Below are 17,753 nucleotides of genomic sequence, written 5' to 3' on the forward strand. Positions count from 1 at the left end.
GCCAAGGTCACGACTTGCGGCCCAAAGCCAGGGTGATGCGCAAAGCATCCCAAAGCGATGGCAGCAGTATCAATGACACCGGCACCGCCGTGATCACGATAAAGCTCTGCAGCTTGCCGATACCGCCAGCACCTGTCGAGATCAGGATCAGCGCCATAATACCCATCGTGATCCCCCAAAAGCTGCGCAGCGGTGCAGACGGTTCGCCCGATGACATAGATGTGGCGATAACATAGCTCATCGAGTCGCTGGTAGTGGCCACAAAGATCAGCGTCAGAACCAGAAACAGCACCGACAGCAGGAAGCCCATCGGCATCGCCTGAGTGATCGCCAGCAACCCGGCGGGCAGGTTAAAGCCTTCGAAAGGCCCTGAAATCGTACCTGCGGCCAACTGCTCGAATGCAATCCCGGAACCTCCGATGATGGTGAACCAGAAATTCGTCACGATCGGGGCAAGCAGCGACAGCATGATGATGATCGAGCGGATCGAACGACCACGGCTGACCCGCGCAATGAATATTGCCATCAGCGGACCATAGCCCATGAACCAGCCCCAGAAGAACACGGTCCACCAACCCAGCCAACCCGGCTCGCCAAAGAGCCCCGCATCGCCACGATAAAGCGCCATGTCAAAGAAGTTCGACAGGTAGACACCCATACCGCCCGCAAATCCGTCAAAGATAAAGAACGTCGGGCCGGCAATCAGCATGAAGGCGAGCAGCACAAAGGCGAGGATCACATTGACCTGTGACAACAACTGGATGCCTTTGGACAGGCCCGAGATTGCCGAGATCGTGTAGATGCCCGCCAGAAACAGGATCACAACGGTTTGGGTTGCAAAGCTGTCGGGAATGCCAAAGAGCGCGCTCAGCCCGTAGGACATCTGCAATCCGAGGAACCCGATTGGGCCGACGGTTCCCGCAACAACCGCAATGATACAGCAGGCGTCGGCAATCAGCCCGATCGGACCATGGATCGCACGTTCTCCTAACACCGGGTACAGCAAGGTTCGCGGAGCCAGCGGCAGTCCCCGGTCATAGTGGTAGTGCATCAGCATCACGGTGGTCAGCGACCCAAGGATGGCCCAGGCCAGAAAACCCCAGTGCAGATAGCTTTGCGCCAGCGCGGCATAGGCTCCGGCCTGCGGGTCCGCACTCAGATCACCAAAAATCGGCGGGGATGACAGGTAGTGCGCGATCGGCTCGCCCGCGGCCCAGAACACGCCACCGCCAGCCAGCAACGTGCACATGATCATCGAGCCCCACTGGAACGCGGAAAACTCCGGAGTTGCGAGGCCGCCCATCACCGTCTTGCCGCCCGGCAGCACGCAGAGGACCAGACCAATTAGAAAGGTCGAGAGCAAGAGGACCTGCCAGTAGAGGCCGAAATAGGTCGCGGAGAAACTGAACCCCCAATCCACCATGGCCGACAGCGTGTCGATGCTGAACAGGGCCAGAAGACAGAACAGGATGATAAAGCCACCAGTGGCGGCAAAAAGTGGTTTGTTGACGTTCGCAAGCCATACGGCCCGAAGCGTCGTAGCGGGTATGTCGGTCATGGTTTCCTCCCTGATCGATATTGCGTTCGCGCTCGGGCTACTCCGATGCGCGGGTATTTCCCGTGTTCTCGGCACCTTGCGGACCGAAACTTTTCTCAAAGAAGGTCTGCCAGTTGCCGCCCATGATCTTGGAAATCACCGCGTCTCCCATTCCCGTGGCTCGCAGGCCGTCGGAAATGTTCCCGAAATCGCGGTTGTCGTGAAACCAGCTGGGCATCTCGGGAAAGCCGGGCGCATCCGCGCTGCCTTCGCCAAAATCAACGGTCTTGCTCCAACGGCCGGTTCGCATCCATTCGACGATGGAGTCCGGCTGATCCTGGCACAGGTCGGTGCCGATCCCGACATGGTCTTCGCCCATCAGGTCGATGGTGCCCGCGATCATGTCTGCAAAGCTCTGTATCGTGCAAGCGCTGCCATCCCTCAGGTGATGCGGATAGACCGAGAACCCCAGCATGCCGCCGCTTTCGCCAAGCACGCGCAGCAGGTCGTCGGACTTGTTGCGCAGCGCCGGGTGCCAGCTGTGCGGGTTGGCGTGTGTGATCGCGATGGGGCGCGATGAATGTTCGATGGCCTGAAGTGTCGAACGGGCGCCCGAATGGCTCATGTCCACGACCAGCCCGACACGGTTCATCTCGCGCACGACTTCCTTGCCCATGCGCGTCAGGCCAATGTCTTCCGCTTCGTAACACCCCGTCGCCAGCAGCGATTGATTGTTATAGGTCAGTTGCATGAACCGCAGGCCGAGCGTGTGCATCACCTCGACCAGACCGATATCATCCTCGATACAGGACGGGTTCTGCGCGCCGAAAAAGATCGCCGTGCGCCCCGTTTCCCGCGCGATGGTGACATCTGCAGCAGTCCGGCCCTGAAAGATCAGATCTGGGAACCGCTCGAACCAGCGGTTCCATTTCTCGATCTGCAGAACCGTTTCGCGAAAGTTCTCGTGATAGGTGATGGTGACGTGAACCGCGTCCACGCCCCCTGCCCGCATCTGCCGAAAGATCTTTTCAGACCAGTTGGCATATTGCAGCCCATCAATCAGCATGCTCATTGCGGTGTTCCCGCAGCGACATAAGAGGTCTTGACCGAGGTATAGAACTCGGCTGCGTAACGTCCCTGCTCGCGCGGGCCAAAGGACGAAGAGCCCCGACCACCAAACGGCACATGGTAATCGGTACCCGCTGTCGGCAGGTTGACCATCACGCAGCCCGCGCGCATCGACGCACGGAAATGGCTGGCCCGCGCCAGAGAGCCAGTCATGATCCCGGCCGTCAGGCCGAATTCGGTGTCGTTCGCAATCGACAGGGCCTCGTCATAGCTTGCCGCCTTCATCACGCAGGTGATCGGGGCAAACATCTCTTCTCGGTTGATGCGCATGTCGTTGCGGGTGCCGGCAAAGACAGCGGGCGCCATGTAATACCCATCGGTCGGGCGTTCCAGACGCTCGCCACCGCAGAGCAGTTCGGCGCCTTCGGATTTGCCAATCCCGACATAGTCGAGGTTTTGCGCAAGCTGGCTTTCGCTGACCACAGGGCCGATCTGTGTGCCTTCTGCGAGCGCGTGGCCAACCTTCAATGCCTGTGCGGCAGCAACCAGTTTCTCGACAAAGGCATCATGGATCGCCTCGTGCACGATCAAACGGCTGGCGGCGGTGCATTTCTGGCCGGTGCCACCAAAGGCCGAGCCTGCCGCATGGGCGACCGCCAGATCGAGATCGGCGTCGTCCATGATCAGCATGGGGTTTTTCGACCCCATTTCCATCTGCACCTTGGTCATATTGGTCACGGCCGAGGCCGCAATACCGCGACCGACGGGGACCGACCCGGTAAAACTGATGGCGTCGACATTGCGGCTTTCCACAAGACGCTGGCCGACCTCTCGCCCGGCACCGCTCACAAGGTTGAACAGGCCTTTGGGAATGTCCTGACGGGCGATGATCTCGGTCAGGGCAACAGCGCTGGCCGGGGTCACGTTTGCCGGTTTCCAGACCACAGCGTTGCCAAAGGCCAGTGCAGGCGCGATTTTCCATGCTGGCGTCGCCACGGGAAAGTTCCACGGGCTGATGATCGCCACCACGCCCACAGGCTCGCGGCGCACGTCGATTTCGATACCGGGGCGCACGCTTTCGGCGAGATCACCATGCAGGCGCAGGACTTCGGCTGCGAAATAGGTAAAGAACTGACCCGCGCGATAAACCTCGCCCTTGCCCTCCGCGAGCGGCTTGCCTTCCTCGCGGGCGAGCATGCGCCCGATCTCTTCGGCGCGTGCCATCAATTCGGTGCCGATCGCCATCAGCACATCGTGGCGTTTTTGCACCCCGGCGGCCCACCAGATTGGCTGCGCACGACGCGCCGCATCGAGTGCCGCATCGAGCTGGTCTGCGCTGGCTTGCGCATACAGCCCGATCACATCGCTGATGTCGGACGGGTTGCGGTTTTCAATGGTCGAAACGCCCGCCTGCCAGGCTCCATTGACATAAATTTCGGTCCGGTTGGTCATGGAATCGCCCCTTCTTGGTTGAGGCGACCATAGACATTCGACTTGATTTCAATCAATCTGGAAGTATTGAATGTTATTTCAGGAAATCTAAAACGTGATCAAACTGGAAATGCTCCGAGTCTTCCGGGTCGTGGCAGAGCAGGGCAACCTGAGCGGTGCGGCGAAAGAGTTGGGGCGAACGCCATCGGCCGTGTCGATGATGCTGGCCCAGCTCGAAGATCACATCGGCGCGCCCCTTTTTGAGACCGACCGCAAGAACCGCCTGACCACGATGGGGCGTCTGGTACTTGAGGAAAGCAACCGCGCCACCGATGCCTTTGCCCGCAGCCTTGATGCGATTGAACGACACCGCAAATCGGTTGCCGGAACCGTTCGCATCGCGACCGTTCCATCGGCCACCGTGACGCTGCTCCCTGAAATGGTGTTGAAGTTTCGTACGCAATATCCGGATGTGCGACTGGAAATCAGCGACGTCGATTCAGCGGCTGTTCATCGCAGGATCAGGTACGAAGAAGCGGATATCGGGATCGTAACAGCGCCCGCAGGCGAGAACCGGATCGCCGACGCCAGCGTCATCATGTATGATGATCTTGGCATTGTCAGCCGCGTAGACGGCGCGATCGCCAACACGCCGCAGAGTGATGCGGAGCAGCGCGGTTGGGGCCTTCTCGAACTCGAACCGCTGATCGCGAACCCACTTTGTCGGATGGTCGATCATCCGAGCGTCGAACAGTTGCTTTTGACCTGCACACTGGAGGCACGCAACACAACGGCGCTGATGTCATTTGTCAGGCGCGGGCTGGGCGCGACCATTCTGCCTCGTAGCGCGATCAAGGGGCAATCCGACGACTTTGCCTTTTTTGCCCCACCAGATTTTCCTGTCCGCCGCGCCCTGCTCAAGATCGCAAACCCGGATCGCACCCTGACGCCCGCGGCCTTGGCGTTCTGGGACAGGCTCGTGGTGTGAGATCCGGTCCCGTGTTGGTCGGACCCTGCGCAACCGGTCGCTTTTACACGCTGGCTGCGCCCAACCGGATCCGCTGTGCATCGCGGGTCAGAGCAGTCAGCCTGAAAAAGCCGTGCGCCATCTTGGTGAACGGCGTCACAAGGAAAAACGTCAGCACGGCACCAAGATGCAGAACCAGCAAAGCCGGCATCAGGCTGCTTTGACCAAGGACGTAAAGCAAAAGGCCACTCAATCCGACAAAGCCGAGAAGGCCGATAAAACCGATCTCGCCACCCCACGCATTCTCTGCGCCAAGGTGGCGATCTGACCGCAGCTTTAGCCGGATCATTTCAAAGCAACCCAACACCAGCAGGACGCCACCAGACAGGCCAAGCAGCTTGGGTAGCGAAAAGAGGCCATAGGGCGCTGGCATATTCAGAAAGTAGTGCATGAATGTCGCGACGCTGGTTGAGGCGAAACAAAGCAGGAAACCATACATCACCGCCTGATGTGCGATGCGGCGGGCCTGACTGAACCGATCTTCATCTTCGAAATTGCAACCGTCGCCATGCCCACCGGAAAGGTTGCGCATATTGGCCGCCGCACCAAAGGCATGACGAATGTCTGAGAACGTGACGGTTCCGCCCCCGGTTGCCTGCCAGTAGCGACGCAGACTGACCCCGATGCTGGCAAGCGGAAAAAAGAATGCGGGCAGAAAGATCGCCACCAACGCCCCATGCGAAAGCACTGCATAAAAGCCTTCGCCCCCATGGGACCCGATCGCCCGGATCGCCCAGAAGAGAAGTGCAAAGCCCACAACCGTCGCAATCGCGATCAACGCGCCGCGTTTCTGAAACGCGCGCGCGGCGGCCTGCGGAAAGGCGAATTCCTCCCAGCTGTCTTGCCGGACGTTGGCCAACGCCTGCGGCAAATTCAGATCGAATTCGTGGGGCGCAGTGTACTGGCAGGCATAATAGCAACCCCGGCAATTATGGCAGAGATTGGCAAGCTGGGTCAGGTCGCCATCGGAAAACGCCCGTTCCGCATGCAGCGCCGGAAAGACCGAACAATAGCCTTCGCAATAGCGGCAGGCGTTACAAATCTCTGCCTGACGGCGAGCTTCGGTGAGGAAATCAATTTGCATAAGCCGCAGCCTCCTTGCCAGCAATGCGTCCAAAGACCGTACCGATGGTCATGCCGAACCCGGCGAGATAACCTTGCCCCAGGATCGACCCCGCCATGGTTTCGCCAGCGGCCCACATGTTGCGAACCGGGCGGTTATTGACGGAACATTGGGCCCGGTCGTCGACCTTAAGCCCCAGATAGGTAAATGTGACGCCGGTGCGCAGACTGTATCCGTAAAAGGGTGGTTCGGCGATTGGTCGGGCCCAATTGGTCTTGGGCGGAGTGATACCGGTCGTACAAACCCCGTCGAGTTCGGTGGGATGGAAATTCGAAGTGTCACCACACGCCGCGTTGAAACCATCCACCGTCGCACGCAGCGCTTGGGCGGGCAGGCCCATCTTGTCGGCCAGTTCCTCGATGGTCGCGGCCTCGATGGGTGGGAAAACCGATGGCATAAAGAGTTTCAAGGACCGGGAATCGATGATGACATACCCAACCTGATCGGGCTGCGCCGCGACCAACCGGCCCCAGATCGCGTATCGCTTGGGCCAAACATCCTCGCCTTCGTCATAAAACCGGTCGCCGTCCTTGTTCACCACAATGGAAAACGGCACACAGTCGAGCCGGGTCACGATGCCACCGTCGAATTTTGGGGCGCGTCCATCAATGGCAACGGCGTGACACTGGGTCGGGTCGCCCACCTGCGTGACGCCCTGATCCAGCAAATCGGCCAGAACAACGCCACGGTTATACGGCGTGCCACGGATCAGGAAATTTTTCGCCGCCGGACCCCACGCACGGGCCAGCCAATCGGTATCAGCCTGAAAACCACCTGAGGCCACCACGAGAGAGGCTGGCGAAATGCTCTGTTCCTGACCTTCATGGCTGAAATCAATGCGAACAATGCGATCATCGCTCAGTTCGAGATGGGTCACCTTGGCTTCGTAACGGACGTCTACGCCAAGTGCGGTCGCTGTCCGGTAGTATGCGTTCACAAGGCTTTTGCCGCCGCCAAGGAAAAAGGCGTTGGTGCGCGCGAGCGAAAGCGTACCGGACAGCGAGGGCTGAAACCTTACCCCGTGTTCTTCCATCCAGGGCAGACATTCCTCTGATGTGCGGATTGCCAACCGGGCCAGATGTTCATCGGTTTTGCCACCGGTCACCTTCATCAGGTCGGAAAAATATTCATCTTCTGAATAGCTGTCGGTTAGCGGGCCGAGGGGGCCGGAATGCATACACCGAAAATTGCGGGTGTGGCGGGAATTGCCTCCGCGGTAGGGTTTGGGCGCGGTCTCCAGGATGAGCACCCGGGCCCCGGTCTCTGCGGCGGTGATCGCCGCACACAAGGCGGCGTTGCCACCGCCGATCACGGCGACGTCCCACTGCTCGGTATTCTCTTGCACGGTCATGTTTCCTTTAACTCTCGTCGTCTCTGCGATCGCGGTCTCGCAGCGATCGGATGCGCAGGCGTTGCGATGCCTCGATATGCGCGCGCATCGCCGTCTCGGCGGCGGCCCCATCTCTGGCCTTCAGCGCCTCGATCAAGCGTCGATGTTCGGCATCGGCGGCCTTGGCGCGATTGCTGTCTGACAGCATGGTCGGGCCAAGGATCATCATCGCCTTTGTCAGCGATGCCATCGATTTCGCAAGAAACCGGTTCTTGGCTGCATCGAGAAGGGTCGCGTGAAAGATGGTGTTCAGGCGCGCGGCCTCGCGACCCGTTCCAATCCTGCTCAACTGATCGTTCAGTGTCGAAAGCTCATCCAGTTCCACATCCGACGCCGCGCGTGCCGCCAGTCTCGCCGCCGTCCCCTCAAGCACTGCCCGCATTTCGTAAAGCTCCATCACCTCGGCGTAATCGAGGCTGCGCAGCGTCGCGCCGTGGCGCGGCACATGCGTGACCAACCCGTCCGCCTCAAGTTGGCGGATCGCTTCACGTACGGGCGTGCGACTGACGCCCAGCCGCTCGGCGAGTTCGGTCTCGCGCAGCCGCGCACCAGGCAAAAGCACGCCATCACGGATCTCGTCCAACAGACGCTGATAGCTTGAATTGCCTTGCGGACCCGCCTGCTGCGTATCGTCGTGATCGCTCATCCCACGCCCTCTTGAAATTTTGTATCCACGTGTATACAAACGCATCCAACGCGAGTCAACCAAGTCGGAACTGTCCAAATTGTCAAGGCCTTACAGAAACATCCCCCCCGCCGGTCAACGTCTGCTGACCTTCTGTCTTGCAGCCCTTGGAGTGGTGATATTCTGGGCTCTTGGCCTCCCTCTGCCGTTTCTCTTTGGACCCATGACCGCCTGCCTGATCGCGGCATTGGCCCATGCGCCGATCAAAGGATTTGGGCAGGTGTCGGTCGCGGCGCGGACCGTTCTGGGGGTTGCGGTCGGGGCGTCGATCACTCCGGAACTGGCGACCGAATTGCCCAAAATGGCGGCATCGGTCGCTCTGGTCCCGGTCTTCATCCTCATGATTGGTCTGGTCGGCGTGCCGTTCTTCCGACGCGTCTGGGGCTTTGATGCGCCAACTGCCTATTATGCCGCGATGCCGGGAGGCTTGCAGGACATGGTGATCTTCGGCACCGAGGCCGGTGGGGATCCGCGCGCGCTGTCGCTGATCCATGCGACCCGGGTGTTGATCATCGTGACGCTGGCGCCGGTCTTCCTGACTGTTTTCTATGGCGCGGGGCTGACCAACCCAATCGGCGCACCGGCGACAGAGATTCCACTGCACGAACTTGCACTGATGGCGGCGGCGGCGTTAATCGGCTGGAAAGGCGGAGTGCGTGTCGGGCTGTTCGGAGCGTCGATCCTTGGGCCGATGATCGTGACCGCAATCCTGTCACTGTCAGGGCTGATCCACGCGCGCCCGCCACGCGAAGCGATCCTTTTGGCACAGTTCTTTATCGGCTGCGGGATCGGTATCCATTTCATCGGTGTGACCCTGCGGGAACTCCAGCGGATCGTTGCAGCGGGTGTTGCCTATGTCATCGTGCTCGCGGTTCTAGCGGCCGCATTCACTCTGATCGTCACCCACCTTGGATTGGGTCGGCCGGTTGAGGCGTTTCTTGCCTTTGCACCCGGCGGTCAGGCCGAAATGACGGTTCTGGCAATCGTGACGGGTGCCGATCTGGGCTTTGTCATCACCCACCACCTGACCCGCATCGTACTGGTGATCGTCGGGGCACCCATCGTGGCCGGGCTTATGCGCCGCCGCTCCAGACCTCCGGATTGATCATGTGGATCGGACGCTGCGCGGCATAGGCGTTCACCTGCTCAAAAATGTCGGTGAATTGCAGGTCGAATTCGTCCTCGGTGACAAAGCCGATATGCGGGGTGCAGATCAGGTTGGGATGTGCCAGCAGAGGGTCGGTTGGATCGGTCAACGGCTCGCTGTCAAAAACATCAACCGCCGCCATGCCCGGACGGCCAGCATTCAGCCCTGCCAGCAGTGCACCAGAAGCAACAAGGCCCGCGCGCGACGTATTGACGAACAGCGCCCCGGGCTGCATCCGCTCAAAATCCGCTCCCGTGATGATGCCGCGTGTTTCAGGTTTCAGACGCACGTGAACCGAGACCACGTCACTGTCAGCGAAAAAGGCCTCGCGGCTGTCTGCGACCACAACTCCATCCGCACGTGCCCGCGCGCGGCCGCTGTCCGAACTCCACCAGATCACCTTCATCCCGAACGCGCTGGCATAGTTGGCAACTTCCCGTCCGATACGGCCATATCCGTAAAGCCCAAGCGTGCGGTTTCTGAGCGTCTTGCCCACACCCATCTGCCAATGGCCCGCCTTGGCCGAAGCCATCTGGGCAGGGATTTGGCGCATAGCGGCGAGGATCAGACCAAAGGTCAGTTCCGCCGCCGCATAGGACGGAGTATCGCTGTGCATGTTGGAACACAGCAGTACGTCTGTGTCGGTACAGGCCGGAACGTCCACATGCGGGTAAACGCTGCGCTGAGAGATCAAACGTAGGTTTGGCAGGCGATCCAGCAAGCTGCGCGTGATGCGGGTTCTTTCGCGGAACAAGACCAACACCTCGGCATCGGCCAACCGTTCTGCGAGAACGGCCTCGTCTTCGACATGGTCAGTCCAGACCGTCACATCATGTTCGTTGAGCAGTTCAAAACACGGCAATCCGCGCAGTGTGTCAAACCAGTCGTCCAGAATATGAACCTTCATAGGCTTCGGCATGGCTTCATCTTTCATTGCATACCGTAGTATACAATGTGGAGTTTTCGATACAAGGCTGCATTTTTCGGCAACCCGCGCGGCAGCGGCTAATCAGCCTAGGGTCAATGCGACAGTAGAACGGGTATCTTGATCTCTTGCAGAACCTTGGCAGTGACACCTCCCAGAAAATCCTCACGGAACTTGGAATGCTCATAGGCCCCCATGACCAGCAGCGACAGGTCATGGCGCGCGCAATAGGACAGCACCGTCTCGGCAACCGGATGGGTTTCGGGAAAGTCCTCGTGCACGCTTTCGACATCGTGACGCGACAGATGCGTCATCAGATCGGTAATCGGCCAGTCGCTGCGCCTTCCGACGGTCAGCACGCTGACCTTGCCCTGCCCCTCCAGAAACTGCAGCGCATCCGACAAGGCACGCGCCGCCGCGCGACCGCCGTCCCATGCGAGCGCCGCATGGCTGTGGCGCGCATCGGCGGTATAGCCTTCGGGCACCACGATCACCGGCCGGCCCGACAACAAGGCGATACGGTCGGGATGCAATGAAACATGCCCGTCGTCCTGATCCATATGGCGCCCGACGATAATCGCATCAAACGAGCGCGCCGCATCGGAGAGGACGGTATCCACGCGACCTGCGACCTCGCGAAAGGACAGGGCGTCACCTAGGTCCAGCTCTGCCCGCAGAGATTCAAATGCGTTTTCGATGGCCGTGACGATGCCGCCATTGGCCTCGTCAAGCAAAGCACGTGCCTCTTTCGGGATCCAGCGCGACGACCGATTGATCACATCATGCGTGGAATGGGCAAGTATCGCCGTCACATGCGCGCCCCGCGCGCGGGCCAGAGAGGCCGCATAGCGCAGTGCCGCGACCGAGGCATCGGAACCGTTGAAAGCCACAAGCAGGTTCATGATCGGCATGTTATTTGCCCTCCCAGATATGCGACGGGACATAGATCGTGCCATCCGCCAGTTTGCGCGCGGTCCTCAGCAACCCGGCGGAATTCAGCGAAAACCCATTGTTCTTGGCAAAGTCCACCAGAACTTCGATGGTTCCCGACGCGTGTTCGATGACAACATTTGCCGGGCTTTCGGTCGGGCGCTCAAGCAGGCCATCGGCAATGGTTCCGGGTGTCAACGCACAAGAGGCAAGACACTGGGACCCGGTGACCGCCATGCTTGGATGTGTATTCCAGGGCATAAAGTAGCGCGCCGCAATCGTGCCGCCGTCTTTCGCGGGTGCAAGAATGCCAAATTTAGGTGTTACCGATTTGGACACATCACCCATCCCCATCAACGCGCCAGCCTTTGTCCGCACGGCTTCCATCCGCGCGAAAAAGTCCTTGTCGGCGTCGAGCTCTGCGACGCTTTCATGTCCCGTCAGACCAAAATCAGAAGCCCTTGCGATGACCATGGGCATCGCAACATCCATACAGGTGACCTCTATCCCGTCGATCTCATCGCGCAGAGTGTCGGTTGGCAGAAAGGCACCGGTAGACGAGCCGACGACACCCATGAAGTTCAGCGCAATCGGGGCGGCGGTGCCGGGAACACCGGCGATCGCCGCATCCCCCTGATAGTCAAGCGCGCTATTCGGGGTCTGCACCTTTGCCACGACCCTGGCACCAGTATTGACCGCGCGGATGCGGATTTCAGTTTCATCACCCAGCGGTTCAACCAACCCCATTTCGATCGCCGCAGGACCGACGCCCGACAGGATGTTGCCGCAGGTCGGCTTAAAGTCGACAAGGCGATCTTCGACCGAGACCTGAGCAAAGAAATAATCCACGTCGGCCCAGTCATCATCCGACCGGGACAGCATCGCAACCTTGGTCGTCACAGCCGCGCCGCCACCGATCCCGTCGATATTGAGCGGATGGCCCGACCCTACGGCGGCGATAAGAACCTCGGCTAGGACCTCGCGATCCTCTGGCAGATCTGCGCGGTTGAAATAGGGCCCGCGCGAGGTGCCTCCGCGCATGAATATGAAAGGTATACCAGTCTGCGTCATGCCTCTGCCCTCACTTCAGCGGCCAAGGTAGATCGACGGCACCTTGCAGCAGGCCCGGCGGGAAGTCGCGGTTCAGCGCACCGGCCATGACGCACATCAGCGCAAGGCCGCACGCGGTCAGGATAAACGTCTTGCGCCAATCGGCCCCGGCACGGACGCGCAGGAAGGAAACTAGGAAACCAAGCAACGCAAGGATGAAACCCACAAACCACGTCGCCACGATCAGCCCCGCAAACCACGCCAACGTCGACCACAGCCCATAGGGTGCATCGGCATCTTCGCCCGCGACTTCCTTGTCGGCAAAGATCACGTCTGTTTCAGGCCGCATGATCATCTGTACCAGCATGATCAGGCAGCAGGCCAATGCGATGCCACCGACAACCAACGGCACGATCTTGTCTGTCAGATTGAAGTCGGGAATCATGTTCGCATTGATCAGCGCCGTCACCAGATAGGCAATAATCACCAGCAGGAACACCAGCGGCGCTCGCTTGGAGCCGGATTTCACATCGCCTTCGGCCATGATGCTTTTCGCCTGCCGGATGCCAAGAACAACCGAAACAACGGTGATAATGATCAGCACGATCACGATCGGCGAAAAGATGTAATCCATGCCCTCTTCAAAGCTCTTGCGGAAACGGAACGATGCGATCTGGAACGCCTGGTTCGAGAACTTTTCGACCGGGTTCGACAGCACGAAACCGATCAGAAAGGCCGGGCGCGACCAGTCAAAACGACGCAAAAAGATGCCGATCAATCCGATTGCAAACAGCGCAAGGATGTCTTCAAAGTTCTGCCCCGACTGGAATGCCGCAAAGCTGATCAGCATGAACAGGAACGGTGCGAGATAGGTAAAGCGGATCGTGGTCAACTTGGCGATACCGCCCGAGGCCGCGATGCACAGCAACGTGCCGACCACATTGGCCAGAGCCAGCAGCCAGACGATGGAATAGGTGATGTCCAGATTGTCGCGCAGCATTGACGGGCCAACTTCGATGTCACCCGACCCCAAAAGCGCGATGGCACCGATAAAGATCGCCATCGAGCCGGAACCGGGGATACCGAACAGAAGCGTTGGCACCAGACCGCCGCCTTCCTTGGCGTTGTTCGAGCTTTCCGGCCCGATCACGCCGCGAATTTCACCCTTGCCGAAATTCGATTTGTCCTTGGTGGTCTGCACCGCGTGACCATAGGCGATCCAGTCAACGACCGATCCACCAAGGCCCGGGATAACGCCGACGACCACACCGATCAGCGAGCAGCGGATCGATAGCCATTTGTTGGCGACCCAATCGCGCACACCATCCCCCCAACCAGAGCCGAGCTTGGCATCTTTGGCGATGGACTGGTCCTGCCGGAGGAGCGATACGATTTCAGGCACCGCAAAGATGCCAAGGCCGACGATCACCAGTTTCAGACCGTCGGTGAGGTAGGGAATATCATAGCTCGCCATGCGCAGGCTGCCACCCGCGTCGGCCTCGCCAATGGTGCCGATCATCAAACCGAGTCCGGCGGCGGCAAGCCCCTTGAGCGCCACGCGCCCCGCCAGAACCGCGACCATCGACAGCCCAAGCACTGTGATCATCAACATCTCGGGCAGGCCAAAGGCGAGCACAAGCGGGCGCGCCACCAGAATGAACATGGTCAGGAACAGCGCCCCAACCAGCCCGCCAAACAGCGAAGAGGTGAACGCGGCCGAAAGCGCGCGTGCCGCCTGCCCTTTCTTGGCCAGCGGGAAACCATCGAGCACCGTAGCCTGCGAGGCCGAAGACCCCGGTATCCCCATCAGGACCGAGGCAAAAGTATCCGAGGTCGGCACCACCGCGACCATGCCGATCATCAGCGCGAGGCCCAGAACGGGCTCCATGCCAAACATGAAGGGCAGCAGCAACGACAGGCCGGCAATGCCACCGAGACCGGGAAACACACCAACGGCAAGGCCCATGACCACGCCAAGAACCAGATAGCCCAGAACCATCGGTTGCAGGATGAGTGCCCAGGCATCGCTCAGAGCGGGTAGAGCGGTTGCTAGAATGTCCATCGCGCCGACCTCTTGTTATTATGAATAAAGGGAGAACGGCCCCGGTGTCAGACCGGGGCCGCAAGGTCGCGTTATTTCAGCGAGACGCCATAGGCTTCTTGCAACCAGTTGGTCACAAAGGCCTTGGCTTCGGGGGACACTGTTGTGCCTTCCTTAGTCGCCTTGGCAGCGCCGTCCCCTACAAAGACCGGATACTTGCCAACGCGCGCCGATGCGATTTCGGCAAAGTCATCACGGCTGCGTACGGCGTCAAAGGCTTGCTCATAGGTCATCCGAATGTCATCCGGCGTGCCTGCAGGCAGGAAACCGATCTTCTGGACCGGGAAACCGGCGATGAAAAACGCTTTCCATGCATCCCATGCCTCGCCGCTGGTTTCGCAACCATCGGTGGCTTCGCAGACTTCTTTGAAAGTCGGAATGTCGGGAAAGGTTGGGTCGCGCACGATGTTACCGTCATCATCCAGCGCGCCCCATGTCATCATCGCCACGGCCTGACCATTGGCGACGAGATCCGCAGATGCGCCGAGATAGGCAGAAGAGGTCTGATAATCGATGGTGGCTTCACCGCGTTCGAACATCAGACGTCCGTCGCCGCGACCTTTGATACCAAAGACCGGCTCGACGTTCATGCCCAGCATCTGCCACGCTAAAAGCGGCACAAGATCGAGGCGCGTTGCGCCCTGCGAGCCATAGATAAAGTCGATGTCCTTGAGATTGTTGGCCGAGCCGTCGAACTTGGCGCCATCCTCGGGGTTCAGATAAGCAACACCGCCTGTGCCCGAGGCCATGACAGGCACCCAGTCGCTGTATTCATAGCGCACGCGGGGATCGCCCAGAAGGTAGGGGAACTGCGTCGAGCCGGATGTGCCGAACAGCAGCGTGCCATCGTCGTGTTCCTGCTCCTGAAACCAGTTGGCGCCCTTGGTCGAGCCTGCGCCCGGCATGAATTTTACCACCACGGTCGGATTGCCCGGCAATTCCTCGGACAGAAGCGGTGCAAAGAAGTTGGCCCATTTGGCCGAACCACCGGTCTCCGAGAACGGGATCACCCATTCAATCGTTTTCCCGGAAAAATCGGCCTCGGCTGCGGCCGGGGCAGTCATGCCTGCGGCAATTATAGCACCGGCTGCCACTGTCGTGGCAAGTTTGCGTACGGTCATTGGTGTCCTCCCATGGACGATTCGTTGCGCCCCGGAATCAGCGATCCGGTTCGGCGGTTTTTGCATTTAAGGGACGAATCCCTCCTCCAATGCCAGAAAACCTGACCCATTAACCTTGCGTGAAACTTGCGCTACATGACAATGTTTAATCCATGCGCATTGCAATCATTGAAGATAACACCGCATTGGCCAACGCAATCGCCTATCGCCTGCGTGACCGCGGACACTCCGTGGACGTGCTCCATGACGGCAGAGATGCCGATGCTTTCATGGCACAGGATGGTGCGGATCTCGTGGTTCTTGATATCAACCTGCCGGGCATGAACGGCATGGAAGTTCTGCGCGCAATGCGCCGCCGCGGGGACGGCACACCGGTCATTCTGCTCACCGCACGCAGCGAGACGGCAGAACGGGTTGCAGGGTTGGATGCTGGTGCCGACGACTACCTGACCAAGCCCTTTGAAATGGACGAACTCGAGGCCCGACTTCGCGCGATGTCGAGACGAAAGAGCCTTGTTTATGCCGAACGGGACAGCATTGGCCTTTTGGTTTTTGACCGAACCAGCCGGCAGCTCATGGATGGCGATACCCCGCTTGATGTTCCACGCAAAGAGATCGCAACGCTTGAGTGCCTCTTGGAAAGGCGCGGGCGGATCGTGTCAAAACCACAGCTTGTTACGCATGTCTACGGTACCGGTGCCGAAGTCGACGACAGCGCCATCGAACCCCATGTCTCGCGACTGCGCCGGCGGCTCGAAAATCACGGTGTCCGGATCAAGACGGCACGGGGCCTTGGATATATGCTGGAAGTCGAGACCTGATGACGTCTGGTCCCATGTCGTTGCGACTTCGACTATTCCTTCTCATTCTGACGCCACTTCTGCTGGTCTCGATCCTGCTTGGCTTCTGGCGGTTTGCGGTGGCGCAATCGACGGCAGAAGAGTTGTTTGACCGGGGCCTGCTCGCCGCTGCGCTGGCAATTTCGCGGGATGTTGCGATCTCCGAGGGCGATGCGCTGTCGCCACGGACCCGCGCGCTGATCTCTGACGCGGGTGGCGGAGAAGTCTTTTATCATGTGACCGGACCGGGTGGGATTTACGTCACCGGATACGCCTATCCGCCCAGTTCCCGCATATCAGTCGAAGGCGACGGCCCGCATTACATGATCGCCGAATACCGTGACGAACCGGTTCGTGTGCTTCGCATGTCCGAAACGACAACGATCGGCACCATGACAGGAAAAACTGTGGTCACCGCCTGGCAACGGATCCGCGAACGCGAGATATTTGCGCAGGCACTCGCCCTTCGGGCCGCCGCGCTGATTTTGGCGCTGATGGCGACGCTCGCGGTTGTCGTGTGGTTCGGCGTGCAGATGGGCCTGCGGCCTCTGAACAACCTGCATGACGCCATCCAACGCCGATCACCGGACGATTTGCGCCGCATCAAACGGCCCGTGCCTTCCGAAGTGTCGGGGATCGTTCAGACATTGAACCGGTTGCTTGGCGAGGTAGACCATAGCATCAAGGCACATCAGGCGTTTATCTCGGACGCGGCGCACCAGTTGCGAAACCCGGCTGCGGCCTTGCTGTCTCTGGCCGAGACCCTACCGGACGTTCGGGATGCGACCCAGAAAAGCCGCCGCGAACAAGAGCTGATCGGCGCCGCTCGCAATTCTGCCCGGCTTGCAGAACAACTGCTTTCGCTGGAGCGGTTGCGTTATGGCAAACAACAGAACGATGAAACCTTTGACCTTGGCGAGGTTGCCGAAACCCTATGTTCGGACATGGGATCAGAAATCCTGTCCCGAGATCTCGACTTTGGTTTCGACCGACATCCCGCATCTTTGACAGTCCGCGGTGACCCCATATTGGTCGGAGAAGCGATCAAGAACCTGATCGACAACGCCACACAGCATGGTGGCCCCGATCTTTCGGAAATCTCTGTCCGCACGAGTTTGGCAGACGGTCAGGCGATCATCGAGGTTTCCGACGATGGTCGCGGCCTGTCACCCGGCGACTCGGAAACTGCATTTCGGCGCTTTGGTCAGCTCGCGCCGGGCGAAGGCAGCGGTCTGGGTCTGTCTATCGTAAGCGAAGTGGCCAAGCTGCACGGGGGCGAGGTGCATATCGAACCTTCCGATCAAGGCGCGCGCCTGACGCTGCGCCTCCCCCTTCGGCAAGTAGGCGGGCCCGCCAAACGCCGTACCGGCTGACCGTTC

15 protein-coding genes are annotated in these 17,753 nt (G+C 59.7%); 4 read left to right on the forward strand and 11 right to left on the reverse strand.

Features of this window, described 5'->3' with window-relative positions; genetic code table 11:
• Positions 1-7: 7 nt before the first annotated feature.
• Genes ABJO75_RS12520 through ABJO75_RS12530 form a run of 3 tightly spaced genes read right to left on the reverse strand, consistent with a single transcriptional unit; the run spans position 8 to position 4,057 of the window.
• Entirely contained in the window at positions 8-1,558 is a 1,551-nt protein-coding gene (locus ABJO75_RS12520) for a BCCT family transporter (protein WP_348123890.1), read from the reverse strand.
• Between the two features lie 37 nt (positions 1,559-1,595).
• Positions 1,596-2,609, reverse strand: coding sequence for a membrane dipeptidase (locus tag ABJO75_RS12525; protein WP_348123891.1), 1,014 nt, complete (start codon positions 2,607-2,609; stop codon positions 1,596-1,598).
• Complete coding sequence (locus ABJO75_RS12530) at positions 2,606-4,057, reverse strand: aldehyde dehydrogenase family protein (RefSeq protein WP_348123892.1); 1,452 nt, start codon at positions 4,055-4,057, stop codon at positions 2,606-2,608. Before ABJO75_RS12530 ends, ABJO75_RS12525 begins: the two co-directional genes overlap by 4 nt.
• A 94-nt stretch (positions 4,058-4,151) precedes the next feature.
• On the opposite strand from ABJO75_RS12530, the gene ABJO75_RS12535 reads away from it, so the two are divergent.
• Positions 4,152-5,024, forward strand: coding sequence for a LysR family transcriptional regulator (locus tag ABJO75_RS12535; RefSeq protein WP_348123894.1), 873 nt, complete (start codon positions 4,152-4,154; stop codon positions 5,022-5,024).
• Positions 5,025-5,067: 43 nt separating this feature from the next.
• Here the strand turns inward: ABJO75_RS12535 and tcuB are convergent, their stop codons facing one another.
• Genes tcuB through ABJO75_RS12550 form a run of 3 tightly spaced genes read right to left on the reverse strand, consistent with a single transcriptional unit; the run spans position 5,068 to position 8,222 of the window.
• Positions 5,068-6,147: a tricarballylate utilization 4Fe-4S protein TcuB gene (gene tcuB, locus ABJO75_RS12540; protein WP_348123896.1), complete on the reverse strand. Its 1,080-nt coding sequence runs from the start codon at positions 6,145-6,147 to the stop codon at positions 5,068-5,070.
• Complete coding sequence (tcuA, locus tag ABJO75_RS12545; RefSeq protein ID WP_348123898.1) at positions 6,137-7,537, reverse strand: FAD-dependent tricarballylate dehydrogenase TcuA; 1,401 nt, start codon at positions 7,535-7,537, stop codon at positions 6,137-6,139. Before tcuA ends, tcuB begins: the two co-directional genes overlap by 11 nt.
• A 7-nt stretch (positions 7,538-7,544) precedes the next feature.
• Positions 7,545-8,222, reverse strand: a complete 678-nt coding sequence (locus ABJO75_RS12550; protein WP_348123900.1) for a GntR family transcriptional regulator — start codon at positions 8,220-8,222, stop codon at positions 7,545-7,547.
• A 100-nt stretch (positions 8,223-8,322) separates the two neighbouring features.
• Between ABJO75_RS12550 and ABJO75_RS12555 the strand changes: the two genes are divergently transcribed.
• Complete coding sequence (locus ABJO75_RS12555; protein ID WP_348123962.1) at positions 8,323-9,366, forward strand: AbrB family transcriptional regulator; 1,044 nt, start codon at positions 8,323-8,325, stop codon at positions 9,364-9,366.
• Here ABJO75_RS12555 and ABJO75_RS12560 read toward each other — a convergent pair.
• From ABJO75_RS12560 to ABJO75_RS12580, 5 genes are all read right to left on the reverse strand, one after another.
• On the reverse strand, positions 9,335-10,315 hold the full coding sequence (locus tag ABJO75_RS12560) for a D-2-hydroxyacid dehydrogenase family protein (protein ID WP_348123964.1): 981 nt from the start codon (positions 10,313-10,315) through the stop codon (positions 9,335-9,337). The two genes, ABJO75_RS12555 and ABJO75_RS12560, sit on opposite strands and share 32 nt — an antisense overlap.
• A 113-nt stretch (positions 10,316-10,428) precedes the next feature.
• Entirely contained in the window at positions 10,429-11,244 is an 816-nt protein-coding gene (locus tag ABJO75_RS12565; RefSeq protein ID WP_348123902.1) for a universal stress protein, read from the reverse strand.
• 1 nt (position 11,245) lies between these two features.
• A complete protein-coding gene (locus ABJO75_RS12570) occupies positions 11,246-12,334 on the reverse strand; it encodes a 4-oxalomesaconate tautomerase (RefSeq protein WP_348123904.1) in 1,089 nt (362 codons plus the stop codon).
• A gap of 10 nt (positions 12,335-12,344) precedes the next feature.
• Complete coding sequence (locus ABJO75_RS12575; RefSeq protein WP_348123906.1) at positions 12,345-14,375, reverse strand: tripartite tricarboxylate transporter permease; 2,031 nt, start codon at positions 14,373-14,375, stop codon at positions 12,345-12,347.
• Between the two features lie 71 nt (positions 14,376-14,446).
• Positions 14,447-15,535 carry a tricarboxylate transporter gene (locus ABJO75_RS12580; RefSeq protein WP_348123908.1) on the reverse strand — a complete coding sequence of 363 codons (1,089 nt, stop codon included), beginning with the start codon at positions 15,533-15,535 and terminating at the stop codon, positions 14,447-14,449.
• Positions 15,536-15,687: 152 nt separating this feature from the next.
• Here ABJO75_RS12580 and ABJO75_RS12585 point away from each other — a divergent pair, with 152 nt between their 5' ends.
• Positions 15,688-16,356 carry a response regulator transcription factor gene (locus tag ABJO75_RS12585; protein WP_348123910.1) on the forward strand — a complete coding sequence of 223 codons (669 nt, stop codon included), beginning with the start codon at positions 15,688-15,690 and terminating at the stop codon, positions 16,354-16,356.
• Positions 16,356-17,747 (forward strand): sensor histidine kinase, encoded by a 1,392-nt coding sequence (locus tag ABJO75_RS12590; protein ID WP_348123912.1) that lies wholly within the window; start codon positions 16,356-16,358, stop codon positions 17,745-17,747. The genes ABJO75_RS12585 and ABJO75_RS12590 overlap by 1 nt, the downstream gene beginning before the upstream one ends.
• Positions 17,748-17,753 lie beyond the last annotated feature (6 nt).

The organism is Sedimentitalea sp. (assembly GCF_039973035.1).
Lineage (GTDB): Bacteria > Pseudomonadota > Alphaproteobacteria > Rhodobacterales > Rhodobacteraceae > Sedimentitalea.